This window comes from Hominiventricola filiformis (assembly GCF_020686965.1).
Taxonomy (GTDB): Bacteria; Bacillota; Clostridia; order Lachnospirales; family Lachnospiraceae; genus Hominiventricola; species Hominiventricola filiformis.
In genome coordinates this window covers 1-18,494 of sequence record NZ_JAJEPS010000002.1, presented here as the reverse complement: position 1 = coordinate 18,494, position 18,494 = coordinate 1, and the positions used below count along the sequence as shown (strand labels likewise).

11 protein-coding genes are annotated in these 18,494 nt (G+C 46.9%); all 11 read left to right on the top strand.

Annotated features, from left to right (window positions below):
* The first annotated feature begins 3 nt into the window (after positions 1–3).
* The 11 genes from LKD36_RS02830 to LKD36_RS02780 all read left to right on the top strand — a co-directional run bounded on the left by LKD36_RS02830 (position 4) and on the right by LKD36_RS02780 (position 18,235).
* Complete coding sequence (locus tag LKD36_RS02830) at positions 4–885, top strand: energy-coupling factor transporter transmembrane component T (RefSeq protein WP_308458593.1); 882 nt, start codon at positions 4–6, stop codon at positions 883–885.
* On the top strand, positions 858–2,522 hold the full coding sequence (locus LKD36_RS02825) for an ABC transporter ATP-binding protein (RefSeq protein WP_308458592.1): 1,665 nt from the start codon (positions 858–860) through the stop codon (positions 2,520–2,522). Before LKD36_RS02830 ends, LKD36_RS02825 begins: the two co-directional genes overlap by 28 nt.
* On the top strand, positions 2,498–3,382 hold the full coding sequence (locus tag LKD36_RS02820; protein ID WP_308458591.1) for an ECF transporter S component: 885 nt from the start codon (positions 2,498–2,500) through the stop codon (positions 3,380–3,382). The genes LKD36_RS02825 and LKD36_RS02820 overlap by 25 nt, the downstream gene beginning before the upstream one ends.
* Positions 3,379–4,080: an ABC transporter ATP-binding protein gene (locus LKD36_RS02815; protein ID WP_308458590.1), complete on the top strand. Its 702-nt coding sequence runs from the start codon at positions 3,379–3,381 to the stop codon at positions 4,078–4,080. Before LKD36_RS02820 ends, LKD36_RS02815 begins: the two co-directional genes overlap by 4 nt.
* Entirely contained in the window at positions 4,077–6,185 is a 2,109-nt protein-coding gene (locus LKD36_RS02810; protein WP_308458588.1) for a COG1361 S-layer family protein, read from the top strand. Before LKD36_RS02815 ends, LKD36_RS02810 begins: the two co-directional genes overlap by 4 nt.
* Complete coding sequence (locus tag LKD36_RS02805) at positions 6,178–7,812, top strand: ABC transporter permease (protein ID WP_308458587.1); 1,635 nt, start codon at positions 6,178–6,180, stop codon at positions 7,810–7,812. Before LKD36_RS02810 ends, LKD36_RS02805 begins: the two co-directional genes overlap by 8 nt.
* Before the next feature lie 15 nt (positions 7,813–7,827).
* The gene (locus LKD36_RS02800; RefSeq protein WP_308458586.1) at positions 7,828–8,316 is read left to right on the top strand and encodes a hypothetical protein; all 489 of its coding nucleotides are present in this window, start codon (positions 7,828–7,830) and stop codon (positions 8,314–8,316) included.
* A gap of 134 nt (positions 8,317–8,450) precedes the next feature.
* Positions 8,451–9,686: a hypothetical protein gene (locus tag LKD36_RS02795; protein WP_308458585.1), complete on the top strand. Its 1,236-nt coding sequence runs from the start codon at positions 8,451–8,453 to the stop codon at positions 9,684–9,686.
* Between the two features lie 223 nt (positions 9,687–9,909).
* Positions 9,910–13,788, top strand: coding sequence for a DUF5018 domain-containing protein (locus LKD36_RS02790; RefSeq protein ID WP_308458584.1), 3,879 nt, complete (start codon positions 9,910–9,912; stop codon positions 13,786–13,788).
* Positions 13,789–13,803: 15 nt separating this feature from the next.
* Positions 13,804–17,265 carry an InlB B-repeat-containing protein gene (locus tag LKD36_RS02785; protein WP_308458583.1) on the top strand — a complete coding sequence of 1,154 codons (3,462 nt, stop codon included), beginning with the start codon at positions 13,804–13,806 and terminating at the stop codon, positions 17,263–17,265.
* Positions 17,266–17,395: 130 nt separating this feature from the next.
* The gene (locus LKD36_RS02780; RefSeq protein ID WP_308458582.1) at positions 17,396–18,235 is read left to right on the top strand and encodes a leucine-rich repeat domain-containing protein; all 840 of its coding nucleotides are present in this window, start codon (positions 17,396–17,398) and stop codon (positions 18,233–18,235) included.
* Positions 18,236–18,494 lie beyond the last annotated feature (259 nt).

The following is an 18,494-nucleotide window of genomic DNA, read 5'->3' as shown; positions in this document are numbered from 1 at the left end:
GAAATGACAAAATACTTTGAACACCTTCATCCGGTGTGCATCTTTCTGTACTTTGTGCTGGTGATTGGTATGACACTGGCCTGTATGCACCCGGTGATGCTGCTCATATCTGCCACGGGAGCAGCCCTGTTTCTGTGGATGCTTGGGGGCAGACGTAAGGTAGTGGGAATCCTGCGATTCGTAGGTCCCATGTTTCTGTTAATTGCAATCGCCAATCCGCTTGTGAACCACCGAGGGGTGACGCTCCTTGGCATGTTCATGGATCAGTGGATTACGCTGGAGGCTATCTGCTATGGAATCACAGCAGGACTTTCACTGGGGGCACTGATTCTGTGGTTTGCCTGTTATCAGGAGATTATGACCAGTGATAAGTTCCTTTATCTCTTTGGAAAAATAGCACCGGCAACGTCGCTTCTGATTACCATGACATTGCAGCTGATTCCCAAACTGCAGAACCAGTTATCAGATATCCGGCAGGGACAGGAGATGCTGCGGGAACAGAAAAAAGGAATCATGGCGAAATTACATACAGCGATTCGCCATACATCCACTCTGATTGGATGGAGCGTGGAAAATGCAGTGGAACAGGCAGATTCCATGAAAGCAAGAGGGTATGGCCTGAAAAGAAGGACGACCTTCCATCTGTTCCATTTTGATTCCAGAGATGCCAGATTTTTAACAGGTATTCTGATCTTGGGAGGCATGTGCATCATTGCCAGAGCCTTTGGACATGGCACCATGGAATTCTACCCACGCATGGATGTGGTGATTACGGGGGAGAGCGGCATTTTTATGTACTGTATCTTTGCAGTGCTTGTATGCCTGCCGACCATCCTGGAAGGCAAGGAGGCAGTAAGATGGCGTTCTTACGGATTGACAAGTTAAGCTTTGCTTATCCGGATGCCAGGACAAGGGCATTGGATGAGATCAGCTTTTCCATAGACAAAGGAGAATATCTGGTGATCTGCGGCGAATCCGGCTGCGGAAAGACGACTCTTCTCAGGCAGATAAAGCCGGAACTGACTCCTGCAGGAGCAAGAGAAGGAACCGTATATTTCCATGACAAAAATGTACACGGGATCTCTCCGGAAGAGACCGCGGTAAAGATTGGATTTGTCCAGCAGGACCCGGACAATCAGATTGTGACGGATTTTGTCTGGCACGAGCTGGCTTTTGGCCTTGAAAATATGGCACTTCCCACCTCCGCGATCCGACGCAGGGTCAGCGAGATGGCGAGCTTCTTCGGCATGGAGGACTGGTTCCATAAGAAAACTTACGAACTGTCCGGCGGACAGAAGCAGATGCTCAATCTGGCATCCATTATGGCCATGAATCCGGAACTTCTGGTTCTGGATGAGCCAACCAGTATGCTGGACCCGCTGGCATCTCAGAATCTCTTGCAGATGGTTTCCCGGATTAACCGGGAATTGGGAGTGGCAGTGATCATCTGTGAGCATCGTCTGGAAGAAGTCTTTCAGACTGCAGATCGAGTCCTGCTCATGGAGAAAGGACAGATACAGCTTCTGGATACTCCGCAATGGGTAGCAGAGGAATTATCAAGAAATCTGACAGATTCATCAAAGAACATATCAAGAATCTATCCAGGGTTACCCGGGGCAGTCCGGATCTTCAGCGGACTGAGACAGGAGGGGTTGTATCCGACGGAGGAGAAGACCCCAATCAGCATCCGGGAGGCAAGAAATGCGCTTCCGAAATTGCTTGAAAATACTCATATTCATATACTTCCCGATAAAAAGATTCCGACGAAGGAATCGCAGAAACACAAGACGGTGCTGGAAGCGAAGGAGCTCTGGTTCCGCTATCAGGAAAAAAGTCCCGATGTATTAAGAGGATTATCCTTATCCGTCGGGGAAGGGGAACTGACCGCCCTGCTGGGCGGGAATGGTTCCGGCAAAAGCACCTTGTTAAAACTGCTCTCAGGTGTCTCCAGACCCTTGAGAGGAAAAGTCAAAATGGAAAAAGGCAGACGGCTGGCCATGCTGCCCCAGAGCCCCAAAGCGCTCTTTACCACAGATACCCTGTGGGAAGACCTTATGGACAGCGCGAATGGAAATGAGGAAAAGGCAAAGACCATGGCGGCAAGGATGAATCTGTCGGACAAGATTTATGCCCATCCTTATGATTTAAGCGGTGGAGAGCTGCAAAGAGCAGCCATTGGAAAACTCTTATTAAGAGATGCAGATATTCTTCTGCTCGACGAACCCACCAAGGGACTGGATGCAGGTCTCAAAGGAGATCTGGCAGGGTATCTGAAAGAACTCTGCAGGGAGGGCATTTCCATCTTACTGGTCACCCATGATCTGGAATTCGCTGCAGCCTATGCCGACCGGTGTGCGTTGCTCTTTGACGGACAGATCGTATCAGAGGAAGAACCGCATGCTTTCTTTAGCGGTAACCGGTTCTATACCACCTCTGCCGGACTTATTGCAGGTGACTGCATTCCGGGAGCCATTACCTGCGAGGAGGTGATTGCTGCATGCAGAAACGCAGCGTCTTCGTAAGCAGGCGGACAAAGATGGCAGCAGCCATCATTACACTGGTACTTCCGGTATTATTACTGGCCTATGCATGGTTCATGAACCACCGCCCGGCGCTCCATATCAAGTCCGAGTGGACCTTCCGGGATACCTTAATACAGAACAGTGATGTGATGCTGGCGTTTTTGTTTTTGCTTGTATCGGCACTTCCCTTCTATCTGGTCTTTGACCGGAAGAGAGGCCCTGACGGACATCGGGCTCAGGCGCGGGAACTGGTTCCCATTGCACTGATGGCAGCCCTGTGCGTGGTGGGAAGAACCGCATTTGCGCTGATTCCTTTACCGAACTTTAAACCAGTCAGTGCCATCATCATTATCACGGCGGCAGCCTTCGGACCGGAGGCCGGATATCTCACCGGAGCTCTGGCAGGATTCGTCAGTAACTTCCTGTTTGGACAGGGACCATGGACTCCGTGGCAGATGTTCTGCTGGGGATGTATCGGGTTTGTGGCGGGACTGCTGGTAAAAGCAGGAATATTTGGCCCCATAGGAAAAGAACAGCCACAGAAGAATGGAAAACGAAAGAAACCCATCCGCCTCTGTATCTACGGACTGGCATCTGGATTTGCTTATGGGTGGGTGATGAATCTCTTCTACATCATCGGTTATGTCAGACCCCTGACCTGGCAGACCGTGGCAGCCGCCTATGTATCCAGCTTTTTCTTCGACTTGAGCCATGGCATCTGCACCATGCTGGTGCTGTACTTCGTGGGGGAAGCATGGATTCGAAAATTATTACGGATTAAACGAAAATTCGGACTGACAGGGGAAGAACGATCCTATGTGATGCCTCCGGGCAGACATGAGGAGGAAGGAACACTATGAAACCAATCATCGAAACAAGACAGGCAGAGAAGCTTTATCAGGTAGGCGATTCCACCATCCATGCAGTGGATGGGATTAACCTGCAGGTAGAAAAGGGAGAGTTCCTCTGCATCAGCGGACGGAGTGGTTCCGGTAAATCAACCCTTCTAAGTCTGCTGGCGGGACTGGAAAGCCCCACAGCCGGGGAGATTGAGATTCTGGGGCAGCATCTGGAACAGCTGAATGAAAAAGAACGGAGCCGTTTCCGGCGGGCACACATCGGATTCGTGTTCCAGTCCTACAACCTGCTTCCTCAGTTCAGCGCATGGGAGAATGTGGCTATGCCCCTGCAGATCCGGGGAATCCCACTAAAAGAACGAAAAGAACGTGCCATGGAGATCCTTGATCTGGTAGGACTCCGGGACCACGCCTTACATAAACCAACAGAGCTGTCCGGTGGACAGCAGCAGCGGATCGGCATTGCCCGCGCCATTGTAACAGGCCCGGCCATCGTCTTCGCAGACGAGCCAACCGGAAACCTGGATTCCAGAACCGGACAGGAAGTGATGGAACTCCTGGGACGGATATTCCGGAAATGGGGGACGACCTTCATACTGGTCAGCCATGATGAAGAAATGTACCGCTATACAGACCGGGAGATCCGGTTAAAGGACGGAAAGATCGAACAGCAAACATTACGGGAGGAAAGAATGTTATGAATATGAAGAAACGATTACTGATTCTGTCCCTGTCCCTCTGTCTGGGACTCGGAGGCAGCCTGACCGCCTATGCGGCAGAGGTCAACCCTCCGGCGGCGGAAAGTACAGAAAATACTGAAACAGCCGATCAGACAGAGACAGCACCTGCAGAAAAAACCGCTGCTCAGCCAGTGGAAGCAGCTGCGCAGAAGGAGGCAGCACCGGCAGCGAAAAACACGGAAAGTACACCGGCAGCTGAAGCAGCTACGGATGATACCACGAAAGCAGCTGCAGATGACAGCAAAAAAGACGGAAGCAGCAATACCGTTACCACGGAAAAGCCGAACACAGATATTAAGGTGACTCCGAGTAATGCCAATGCCCTGATTCTCATGGATGCTGGTGCACAGTCTCCGAAAGCAGCTCCGGGACAGACAGTAGAAGTAGTTCTTCCGCTGGCAGTCAACAGAGAATATCTGCCAAGTGAAAAATACCTGCTCCGCAATATTACCATCCGTCTGGACATCCCGAAGGATTCCACGAAAGATACCTGGCCATTTAATGTAGTGGATGCTTCTTCCACCAAACATCTGGATGACATGAGTTATAACAGCACTGCAGAAGTATGGTACAAGCTCACCGTCTCCGAGTTTGCCAAAGAGGGCGTGTATCCGGTGAATTTCACTGTGAATGCCACCGTATGGAGAGAAGACAGCGTCAATGGAACCGATGTACAGGAAGACGTTACCTTCTCTATGAATGTCTTCATGACCGTTGTGGGTAACGGAAATATGTCCGGTGTTACCAGTGCCATCAGCCCGCTGGAGATTGCAGGAAGAGAAGACCATGCCATTGCATCACCCACCGGAAAACCGGGTGAGACCGTGGTTATGAGTATTCCCATCGTCAATAAAGGACAGACCCTTACTAACGTGACCGTAGCACCGGTTGTCACCGGAGATCTGGAGACCTTCCCCTTCGTGACCACTGACATCAATTACGGCAGAGAGTTGGGCACCATGGAAAATGGCACCCGCCAGACCGTTGACTGGCCCATGACGATCTCTCCTTACGCCACCACCGGAAATAAAGTCGTTACCTTCCGAGCTACTTATGAAGAAAATGGTGTTTACGGTGAGTGTACCTTCAACGCTTACGTTTACGTTAAGGACGGCTGGGTACAGGAATCTGCTCCGTCCCTCATGGTAGAGAGCTATGGCCTCTATGTGGATGACGAGGAAGTCCAGACTGTAGAAGCCGGAAAAGACGTTGTCCTAAAACTGAAACTGAAAAATAACGCAGCCAAAGATATTATCTACAAAACCGTAGCAACCCTGAAACTGGCAGATGCCAATTCTCTGATCCTGACCAGCGGTTATTCCGATGCAGCTTATGTCCGCAGCATTCCGGCAGGACAGACCACGGATATTGAGTACCATATTACCGCAAGGGCATCCGCTTCCGTAGGACCCAGCGCCGCAACCGTTACGCTGGCCTATGAAAATCAGGATGTAGTCCAGGGAAGTGCCACTTCCACCATCCAGATCCCTATTAAGCAGCCCATGAACCTGCAGCTGGATACTCCGGTGGTCTATGGTACCCCGGTACAGGGCGAGCCGGTGGCAGTATCCCTGAACATGGTCAATCTGGGACGTTCCCGTGCTTACAATGTGAGCATTGTAGCTATGAACGGCATCAGCATGCAGGATGCTTACTTCGGAGGAGACATCCTCGCGGCAGGAACCCTGAATGCAGATATCCAGATCATTCCGAATAAATCCGGCCAGTACGCAGGAACCCTTGTCGTACAGTATGAGGACGCAGACGGTGAGCAGTACACCCAGAACGTCAATGTAGACCTCGACACGGCTCCGGCGGTAGATGAGACCGCTGTACAGGCCGACAGTGAAAATGTGGAAGTACAGAAGAAGGGCGGACTGCCCTGGTGGCTGGTCACTTTCCTGATCCTGCTCATTATTATCTGTGCCCTGCTGGCATGGTACTTCCTCGTATATAAGAAAAAGCAGGAAGCACAGGCTGAAGGAGCGCCGGAAGAAAAAGCACAGGCAGACAAAGATCAGGACGAAATTCAGATCATTAATTTAGAGGATGAAGACAATGAATAAATCAGATCTCCGGATTCAGCATATGCGGGCGGGGGATCTCCTCCGCACCGGATGCGTGAACCTGTGGAGGCGCAAGACCAGAACCATCCTCACGGCCCTGTCCATGACCGTCGGTGTCATGTGTATTGTGGTGCTGATCTCTGTCGGTATCGGTTATGGAAGATCCTATGAAGAAAGCGTTGCTTCCATGGGAAGCCTGACCAAGATCGACGTCACGCCCCAGACCAAGATGAATGACAGCCAGAAGAGTGCATTGCTCAATGATAAGGCAGTGAACAGCTTTAAAGGGATTGATGGCGTGGAAGCCGTCACTCCGGTGGAACAGAGCACCGGTTACCTGAAGAGCGGAAATTATATCGCTATCGCAAAGCTCTATGGCATTGACCTTTCCACGGCGGAAAGTTTCCTTCTCACTCCTGTAGAAGGAACCATGCCGGAGGCAGGGTTAAGACTTCATCCTGAACTGATGGTGACGGACGACCTGGCAAAATCCTTCGCAGATCCCAACCGGAACTGGGAGGATGCCGTGGATGCCGACGGAAATCCTCTGGTTGATCCATTGAGTTCACCTATCAAGCTGACCTTTGACTATAATACCTTAAATGGCGAGCAGACCGCTGATAAGGAAGGGCGGGCTACCCAGTCCGGAACCTTTTATAACCTGGATATTACAGGCGTTTGCTCCAGCCTGAATTATACCTACGCAACCTCCGCCTTTCTCGATAAAGATCGGCTGAAAGAGTGGAAGGATGCAGTGGAAAAACAGACTTCCACATCTGGCAGCAGTTCCAGTGATTCCGGAAGCAGTTCCGGAAATACGGATAACAGTTCCACATCCAATAGTGGAACGAACAGTAATACCAACAGCAGCATCAACAGTTCCGATACGAACAGCAATTCCAATAGCGGAACAGGAAACAGCACAGATACCAGTAATACCGGAACGACAGCCAACAGCAGCTCCACTTCCAGTAATACACAGGGAACTCGGAGTACTACCAACAGCCGTGATACCGAGCGGGCGGCAGTGGGAAGCCAGACCTCTTCCAACAGTTCCAGCAGCGCCAGAGGCGGTTCCAGTAACCCGGCACTGAAAGACACTTACGATCTGGTCTGGATCAAAGCAGAGAAGGTATCTGATGTGGAGCGGATCTGTAAGCTGGTGCAGGACGCAGGATTTGAGACTACCTCCCTTAACGACATGCTGGAGGCGGTAAAGAAACAGTCCCGCCAGATCCAGGGCATGCTGGGAGCCATCGGACTTATGGCACTTCTGGTAGCAGGATTCGGAGTCGCCAACACCATGATGATGTCCATCAACGAGCGGACCAGAGAAGTCGGTATCCTGAAAGTCATGGGTATGGAGTTCTCGGATATTGCAAGGATGTTCCTGACGGAAGCACTTCTGGTCGGCCTGACCGGAGGAGTGGCAGGATTACTCTTAAGCTTCCTCATGGGACGGATCATCCCGGTGCTATTCGCAGATCAGGGAATCCGCTGTATCTTCCCCTGGTGGCTCATGGCAGGAGGTGTCCTCTTCGCAGGACTGGTAGCTCTGCTGGCAGCCTGGATTCCGGCAAAACGGGCTATGAATATCAGCCCGAATGAGGCCATCCGTACCGAGTAAAGGAGTGTGTCAGATATGAAAAAGAAGACAACACAGACGAAGATGGAGAAACGGTTCTTCCTGCTTATCGCTATCCTGGCTCTTATTGCCATCGGCGTGGTGGCATATGGAGTGGGATCGACTCTGACAGGTGGAAATCATGTGAAAAATACCGACAGCGGAACGGAAGAAGCAGCGGATGAAACCAGTGATTCCGGGAAAAATGATCCTCTGGCAATCCACTCCATCATCATCGGAGATACAGAAGCGTCTGTCCTGCATGACACGACAGACGGCGCAGATGATTACATCATCAAAGCGGCCCTCCCCGTGGACTTCTCCTTTGAGAAGACCACGCTGAACGTGGAACTGGCAGACGGGGCAGTGGTGTCAGATAAAAGCAACTGCCTGATCAATGATCTGGGCGGCAGGCCGGTGGTAGATTTAACGGTCGAAAAAGCCAATTTGATAATTGAAAGTGAAGGCAACAGTAGAACGTACTTTTTTATGCTTGATGTGAAATAAAATTCATATAAGGAAAATAATGAAAAGAAGGTGATTTCATTGGTGTGAGTATGAAAAGAAAATGTAGAAGCAGTTAGGTGTTAGTTGGAGAAACAATTACAAAAAGACCAAAATGGTCTGGAAAAGGAGATTGAATGAAAAACACAAATTTTAAGAGATTTACAAGTCTCGCATTAGCAGGAGCATTGATATTTACACTCAACCTTGGAAGTTTGGAGGTAAATGCTGCCGAAGCACTTAAGGCGCCAACCGCAACCACAGATATTGGACTTCCGGAGGGAGTGCAGTATATTACCATTAACAATGAGGCGGAATTTGCAGAAATCTTCCAGGATAATAATGGAGACGATACTCTGTATATCCGCCCGGCAGATTATGGAGAAAATTCAGGAATTCTGCAGTACAGTACAACTCTGGATGAACTTCAGAATGCGGCAGTTTCTATCTATGTGGATGACGCAGGGACAACTGCAGTTACATCTTCCGATGTTAATGTCAGCAAATCAGACAATGTGTATACGTTTACGGCAGATCTGCTGAATAAAACACAGACAGTTAACATTGGGGGAACAGATTATGAATTTGCAGCAGGCATTCCTTCTTATGATGAGAAACTGTCTGATATTGCAACAGTAGGTGAAGCTAAGGCGAAGGTTCATGAGAATGTTAGTGCGGGCAGATTTCCGGGAAATGCATATTATGCACAGAGCGGAACTTCAGCAACTTATTTAAACTACTACATTAAGACAACAGAAAACTTAACAGAAGAAAGTGTTAAGTCTGCAAAGGTTGTTTTAAATGGAACAGATCTTGGTACATATGATTTCAGCACAGGTACTGGAAAAATAACAACTGATGAAAGAAACTATACCGTGCTTGTAACAATTGCTGGAAAATTTATTGTAAATGAGACCAATTTCTGGATCGACTTCCGGGAACTGGAAGCATATGAGAAAGAAAATGGTGCATTGGAAGCAGGATTCGATTGGAAAACGATTAATGAACAGAAAATTGAAATTGAAAATGCAATGAAAGCATATCAGCAGGAGCACAGAGTGTTCACAGATGCAACTTGCATGGATGTCCTGCAGGATTTCTTTAAATATGCAATTGATGACAATACACTGTTTACCCATGGAACTACTACTTATGAAGATAATTGCTTATACGTAGAGAAAATCAATGGATTAGCTCCGAGAACAATCTCTGGATGCATGGATGGTTGGATGTATACAGACGATCCGTACAAGGCAAATACTTTACCGAAAAACTGGTATACAGCACCCATTGGAGCATCAGATTATAGCATGTCTCCGACTACCAACATTGCTTGGTTCTTTACAACAAATTATGGGGATCATCCGTGGTAAGTTTTAGGAAAGCGTGATGAATGTGAAAAAAGCAGTAAGGCGAATTATTCCGCTGCTGATTTCTCTAACACTCTTATTGGGCGAATGTATGACAGCATTCGCCCTGTGGAATGGAATTTCCGCGACTAGTGGTGGAATGTATAGAGGGCATGAATCTCTTGCTACAGGTTTTGGAGTTGACATTGTGCATGTATTCCAGTTGGAGGAGGGAGAATCTCCCATAATGCCATTGGAAACGTTTGAGAGAACCGCAAGAGGAAAAGAATATACATTTATACCGGAATCTGCGGAAAAACAGGCTGACTTTAGTCAGCCTGTTCCTTACAGAATGGTGGCAAAGAATGGACAGCAGGAAGGAAAATGCTGGCTGCTTGCAAGAAAATATGGATCCGTTCTTGACTGGAGTGAAGAGGAAAAGCAGGCATTTTATAAACTGGCACCCAGATTTGTAGAGGTAAGAAATCGACTAGTATCTCTACTGGATGAATTAAAGGCAGTAAATGAAGCGAAGAAGGCAGAAATAGGGGGAGTTCACCCGGATTATGGATTGATGGTAGAATATCTCCGAAAGTATAATTTTTGGGGATATTTGAATTTGTCAGAGAATGCGGCATATGGAGCAGCAGATATTGTGCTGACAGCAGGGGATGTAGAAGCTCAGATGAGAAAAATATGTGCAGGTTCTATGGTCAGCATAAATAATGTCTTATGCAGCGCAGCTCAGACAGAGGCCATGCTTTCATGTATAGAAGAATGGTGTGATGAAATTGAAAATGATCGGATTAAGAATCCCGTAATGACCAGTTTTCAGCTGGGTGCATACAAAGGAGTTATTGACGGTGCAGCGCATGTGACGGTAACGATTCCAGAGGATGCAGCGGTTCCTACACCAACAGAGGCAGTAATAGGAACAGAAAAAGGTGTGAAAGCGAACTGGTTTGCAGGCAGTGTAGAAAATGGACAGCTTCTCTATCGGCTGACTCCATATGCACCATGGACAGGAACTGCATATGATGGAAAAGATCTGATCCAGTGGGGCAATTACGGCGTTGATTTGCGAAAAAGCTGGATTGTGGAAATTGTCCGTGGAGAGCCTGTTTTGCAGGTGCAGGATTTACAGGTTCAGTTAGGAGATCATATATATCATGGAAAAATTGACGAGGAAAACAACAGAATTACATTGCTTCTTCCGGAAGGAACAGATCTGACTGCAATTACTCCAATACTGACACATACGGCAGCCAAAGCCATGATAAATGGGTATCAGGAAGGAACTGTGGTAAACTTAACTGAAACCAGTGAAATTATCCTATCCGTTGATAAATATACAAGAAAATATGAATTGCAGGTAAGTACTGGAAAGTCAGATGAATGTCAGATCCTCTCCTGGAAAATCGGTGAAAAAGAGGCGCAGATTGATGAAACAAATAATAGGATTTCATTGACTCTCCCGTATGGTACAGATCTGAAGACAGTAGAAGCAGAGATTCAAGTTTCTGAAAAAGCAAAAATCACAGAGCAGCCAGCCAGTTTGGAATACAATAAAGAACTTTCTTATACGGTGACGGCGGAAAATGGAACTAAAAAGACATATATCGTTGTATTGACCCAGGAAGAAATATCCCAGGAAAATCTGATTTTGGAGTTTTCCTATGGAAGCCGAAAGGGAATTATAGACCAGAATCAGGGAACAATTCGGCTGGAAATGCCTGTTGGAACAGATCTGAAAAAACTGGCTCCGAAAGTTTTGGTATCGGAATTTGCAGAGGTATATCCGGCTTCCGGTACAGAGGTAGATTTCAGTGGAACGATCCCGGTAGAATATACGGTTACTGCGCAGAATGGGATTACGAATACTTATCGTGTAACGATAGTATTGGTGGACACGGGCGAAAATCCATACAAAGATTACATGGTTCGTCTCAGGGACAATATTATTGATCGATATGAGACAACGGCATCAGACGATTGGGAATGGATGAACCTTGGATTTTGCAAGAGAGTTGTACAGGATAAAACGCCTGGGGCGTTACCGGTCGGTCTTGAAAAACATGTACGGGAAAAACTGGAGAAGCTGGATACGACTTCGAATGTTGCCATGACCAATGTTGATCGTACGATTATGATGCTGACAGCAAATGGAATCGATGCATCAAAACTGGATCTTTATACAACAGCAGAGAATCCTTTTAAAGATTCAAATGGAGATCCTATTACAGATTTGACAGCGGTACTTTATAATTATTCGGGAACTTATACAATTAATGGTCCTATATTTGCGTTGATCGCGCTGGATATGGGAAATTATACCATACCGAAGAATGCAGTTTGGACGCGGGAAAAATTGTTGGAGACCATTCTTACCCATAAATATGGATCAGATGGTTTTGGGGTGGATATGGTAGGAATGTTAATGCAGTCCATTGCCCCCTATCAGAATGATCCTGTCTATGGAGCGAGAGTTAAAGCGAAGCTGGAAGAAGGAATTGATCTGTTTCTTGGCAATAAAAAAGCGAACACGGTTGATAAGATGGCTGATGACTTTACTTTTGGAGGGTTTGGCTATCAAAGCAGCGAAAGTGCTGCGCAGGCAATTTGTGCTTTAAGTGCCGCCGGAGTAGATTGCCATACAGATGTCAGATTTTCTGATGGAAATGGAAAGAGTGCTCTAACAGCCTTTCTTGATTATTCGGATGGGGAATATTTTGCACATACAATGTCTGTAAAGAAAAATGCTATGGCTACTTATCAGGGCTGTTATACCGTACAGTGGTATCTTGGCTTTTTGGAAAATGGAGGAGCAGGACATCCATATTCGCTTTATTATCATCAGCAGGATTTTTCAAGACCGTTAAGTAAAGAAGCGGAGATTAAGAGTTTTGTGCTGGAAGGAAAAACAGCCGAGATCAAGGATGACCAGATTACGGTGACGCTTCCAAAGGGAACACCGCTTACTAATATGACACCGGAAGTAACATTATCCGAATATGCGACGCTGGATGCACCTAGTTTTCCGGTTACATTTGCAGAAAATGTAGCCCAGCCTTTCACAGTACGTGCAGAGGATAGAGAGACCACAAAAACCTATTATGTAACGGTAAAACTGGAAGAAGGCATTAAGGCGTCCGGTACGAATCTGGATGCAGACAGCCTGAAGCTGCAGGATGCAAATATCTTAAGGGATATTGAGATTACAGAACGAAAAGTAACTACCAATGGAGTGACCACGGATATCCTCCTTAGTGTGGCAGCTGGCGTGGATATACAGAATCTCTTCATCACGGGAATCCTGTCTTACGGAGCAACAACAGAACCGGAACATATTCTGGATGGAAAGACGAAGGTGGATTTGAGTGGTTGGACGACGATCAAAGTAACATCGGAAGATAAAGAGAATGTAAAAACATACCGGATCAAAGTGGATGCTCAGGAGACTGCATCGATAGACAGTTTCGTGGTGACCATTGACGGCATTGCGTATAGGGGTGTTATTGACAATTCTGCTAACACCATTCAGGTGTTGGGAGTTCCGACGGAGTCCGATGTAAGTTCTCTGGCACCGGAAATTGAACTTGGCGAAGGAACCAACGTCTGCAGTCCTTTATCAGGAGTAGCACAGAACTTTACTTCAACGGTGAACTATACCGTATCAGGAAATGGATTGGCAACCAGAATTTATGCGGTGGATATTTTCGATGCGGATGGCAATCATCCAACAGGTAAGAAGAATAATGACAATCCGGATACACCGAAGGAACCGGATGCACCGATTATATCAGCGGCAAAGATTAATGGCTTTACTTTGCTTGGCGTGGAAGGAACCATTGATGATGCAGCAGGAACCATTTTGATTACCTTACCGGAAGGAACAGATGTCAGCTGTGTAGCACCAACGGTGGAAGTAGGAACCGGATGTACAGTGAGCCCGGTTTCAGGGGAAGTGGTGGATCTGACCAGTCCCAGAGTCTACACCGTTACAAACGGAACAGAAACGAATACATATACCGTCATTGTAACACTGGAGAAGAGTGTATCACAGCAGCTCTGGGAGAAAGTGGAAGATGACAGTACAGTAGCGGATCATCAGGTAGTAAAAGACTAAAAGGAGGGAAAACAGATGAATAAGTGGATGAAAAAGCTGCTGTGGTTGTGGGTGTTTGGCTTATGCCTGGCATTTGCGAATCCGACACAGGTAAAAGCAGCTGGGGTTCCACAGATTACATTGACAGTACCGGATAAGGCAACATTAAAAACGCAGAATATGGAAGTCAAGTTATCTGTAACTTCCAATACATTAAGTGAAAGTGATTTTACGGACGATAAGAAACTTCCGACAAGTCTGGATGCAACGAAACTTAAGACTTATATTACGGGCGGAAAATATATTACAGCTGGAAATATTGAAGCTGATTTGGGCGAACAAAATAAAATGCTGGCGGCAATGGTATATTATTCTGATGCGGCTTGTAAAGATGCAAGTAAAACAAATGACTGGGTAGGAGAAAAAGCACTAATTAAGGCAACTATTACAGGAGATGCAAGTCTGGCATGGGTGAATAAGAGTTATATGAGTGGACGTTATGGAAGTGCTTATCAGTTTGATTTTGTAAATCCCAATCCAACGCTTCAAGCATATAGCGGCCTATGGTTGATTCTTAGTTGGAATGAAGATCAATATCTGGTTCATTATAATGCTTCTTTGAAAAGTAGTGGTCATTTGGTTTGTTCAACTGTAAGCCACAAAGATATTATGATTAAATGGACTTCGGGCGCTATTCAACAATATCAGTCTTGGGGAAAGTATGCGGATGGGGAAGTATTTTGTCAAAATTATACATCGTATGAAGATACAATGGCAACAAAGAGTAAGTCGTTTGAAATCTATCTTGCGGCAGGTGCAAGCGTAGTGGAAGATTCTTGGCCGGCTGGTTCAGCAACGTATACGAAACCGGCAGCCGGAAAGTATAATGGTACATTTAATTTAACGGAAAGTCTGCCTTTTATGGATGCACCATTTACATTCAAAGTAAAGAATGCAGCTGGAATGGTGAAAACATACACAGTTTCCGCTCAGATGCCTTGGCAGTTGAGCTTTGCAGGCTTGACAGTAAATGGAGTATGGGTAAATGACGAGCCGGCAACGCCGGTAACCAGTAATTCATGGGAAATTCCAGCCGGAGCAGATGTCCGTATACAGTTTCCGGCAGCAGAAAATCAGAAACTGATAAAGTTTGAACCTTCATTTAATAATCCGTCAGTGGAAAAGAAATTTTCAGCAGAGCTTGGATTGTCAACCGTGTCTTTTAAAATGCCAAAATCTAAGATATCAGTTGACACACAGGGTATAGAGTACAAAGACACTACAGAGAGACCTATTCGGGTTAGTATGAAGCTTAATACGGGAGAAGATTTGACAGGAAAAGGCCCAAGCGTAGTGATTCGAAAAGGGGACACAGTTGTAGAAACAGCGCAGGAAGGTGAGACGGTAACCGTTACAGCAGCTGGGTTTAGCGGAGACACGAGAGCATATCATTACGTATTTGACCATTGGGAGATAGAAGGGCAGGAACTGTCGGAGACGGATAAGAAAAACGAAGCTGTGCAGATCACGATGCCGAGTCATGAATTATCTATTACTGCGGTGTATAAAAAGAGCGGAATTTCTGTTACGATGGGAATTCAGGGAGCGAATGGAGCCAGCCTTCAGTTGATGGGTGATAAATCCAATATATTTTTTTATATCACAGATGCAAGTATGACAGATACTTTAAGAACTGGTGTATTTTTCCTGAAAGTAAGTGGTCTTGATACAGAAGCTTACCGTTTGGTTGGCTGGAAAAATGCAGATGGAGAATTTTGGAATCAGGATGTTAATACAGATGAGATAACCTGGATGGATGAAGGGCAGTATAAGATTCCGAAGTTGAATCTTAGCGAGAACTCTGAACCGATTACCTTAATAGCGCAGATTGAGGCAAAAAGTGCACGAATTGTCAATGTGGAAACTGCAGATGAATCAAAGGGAACCGTAACTGCTAAGCGGAATAATGAAACATATCAGTCTGGAGGTGTATGTTACGATGGTGATAGCTTGGCTCTGACGGCAATACCAAAAACGGGATATCGGCTGAAAACGTGGGAAGCAGAAGATTTAACTGGTTTTACAGATGCATCAAAAGTGGAAACGACATATAAAGTTCCAAGTGGAACGGAAACTTTGAATATACGTGCAGTATTTGAAGTAGATCCGGCTTATTTAAGTCCTGACTGCGAGTTAACTAAAGTGGAACTTTTAAAGAAAGACGATGGTACTGTGGTAAAACAGGCAAACAAGAATGGAACTACGTTTACGATTAAGCTTTCTGCAAAGGATATGAGTCTGGAAGAAGCAGGAAATCTTACCAGTGGTGCGTATATGCTTCGTCTGACTTATCCCGAAACAGCAACCGCTAAGATGGATGGTGGTTTTGGTGATGGTGAGAATGGAGATGACCGTTGGCTGACCGGTATTACGAATGGAATCGGAAAAGGCGGAAAAGCGACGTTTACCATTACTGCAGAACGATCAGAATTCAAGAATACTTACACCATTGCTATTGAGTATGACGATCGTCCGACTTTGACAGCAGGCACGGTAAAACGTATCAGCGACACAGAAGCCAGCGTTGGATTCCGTTCCAGCAGCGCAGGAACCTATTACTGGGCAGTTGTGGATGCCGGAGAAGCGAAGCCGGATATCCCGACGAACGTTGCAGGTACTACGTTTAAGTATGCGGATCGTGAGAATACCATTAAGCTGACCAGCTTGACAGCCGGAGCCAAAGACATTTATATTGTGGTGAAGAATGATAATGATTCAGCGAATGTGAAGATTTCAGATGTGCTGAAGATTTCCATTCCGGCCTTTGGCGGAACCGAGACGAAGTATAAAGTCAATGTCACAGACAAACTGCCAGGAGGCAAAGTCGCTGTGGACAAGACCGAAGCAAAGGCAGGCGAGACGGTGACCGTAACGGTTACTCCAGATTCCGGCAAGAAGATGACGACAAACAGTCTGATTTACTCACAGTCCAGCGCACCATACGAAGTAGTGCATATTGATGAGAAGACGAAGCAGTTTACCATGCCTGCATATGAACTGTCTGTTTCCTGTCGGTTTGAGGATGAATCTTCAACGACACCGGATACAACCACCGGAAAGATCGGAGCATTTGTAGTCAATGGCGTATCAGGAAGCGTGGACAACACCACAGGCCTGATTACGGTAACTCTTCCTAACGGAACGGATCTTACCAGTCTTGCCCCGGTGATTACCATCAGTGGAGCGAAATCCATTTCTCCGGCCAGCGGAGCAACCGTGGATCTTTCTTCACCGGTAACTTACACATTGACGCTGGAGGACGGAACAACAAAGACATATACGGTACGGGCTTATGTAGAAGGACCTTCCAAATCTGATCAGCTGTGGAATGACATGCTGAACAACGTGGACGGCAGCCCGGATCACAGCGGATCTAAGACATGGTGGAAGAAAGCCAAGGATCTGAAGAAACATAACGATTATCCGGAATACTGGTAAAACCAGACCATATACGGAAAGAAATGGCAGTATCCAGCGGGTGCGAAAAGCATCCGCTGGTGTTGTCGTCTTTACGCAATCAGCTCTGAGAGACAGGGCAGAGGGAAAGAACGGAGAAAAATAACGCCATATGATGAAATATAAAGGATCAGCGCAGCGGCCATTGCTGACGCTGGACAAGAAAAGTGCGGTGATATACAGGAAGCAGGAAGAAGTTTCAATTCCTGAGAAATATCAGATAATCGCCGCAGAAGCTTTCAAAGGAAATCCTAAGATGAAGAGCCTGGAGATCGGACCCGGTATGAAGAAAATCGGAATGCGGGCATTTCAGGGATGTATAAAACTGACGAAGGTGCGGATGGCTCACAGCGTGAATCATTTGTCGGAAGGATGCTTTTCCTCCTGCCCGCACCTGTCGGAAATGCAGATTTCCTCTAAAGTGTCGGAGATCCCGCCCTCCGCATTTAAAGAAGACCGCAAATTAAGACAGGTGGATTTTGCAGACAATAGCCTCCTGCTGAAAATAAGAGAGGACGCCTTCAATGAATGTGCCTCCCTGGCATATATCAAAATCCCGGAAAGCGTCATCGACATTGGTGACCGGGCTTTTTACCGCTGCAAATCCCTGAGCCGGATCGAATTTCCGAAGACACTGGAACGCATCGGCAAAGAAGCATTCTACTTCTGCGGCATGGAGGAACTTCACCTGCCGGAGTCACTGGAAGTGCTGGAAGAGTCCGCATTTTTCAAATGCACGAAACTGACAGAAGTCTGTCTTCCGGAAAGCATTCGCTATATTGGGAAATGGGTCTTCCACGGCTGCAACCGCCTCCGCACCCTCGAGATCCGGCATGATCCCGAATACATAGGTCCGTGGATCATCAATAAATCCGCCAAGATCCGCTGTTATCAGGGGTCAAAGGTGGATGCATACTGTCAGGAATCTGGATTTGAGGTGGAGTATCTGTAAAGGGGCGTAGGATGCCCCTTTTTTGTTTTGCCGGGGCCGTGGCTGCTCCCTTTGCTCAAGCCGCCGTGGCCGTGGACGTCCTCTTTTTGACAAAGCTACTGGGGCCGTGGATGCGCCTCCTTTGTTGCCTTGCCGGAGCCGTGGGTCTATATCACGTCCACCCCTGCTCCAGTTCCTGTTTCCCGGCGCCACAACAAGCTTTCGTAGGTGAAATGGGCCAGAAACGCAGATTGGTGGCCGCGAGTTCCTATGTTTTCGA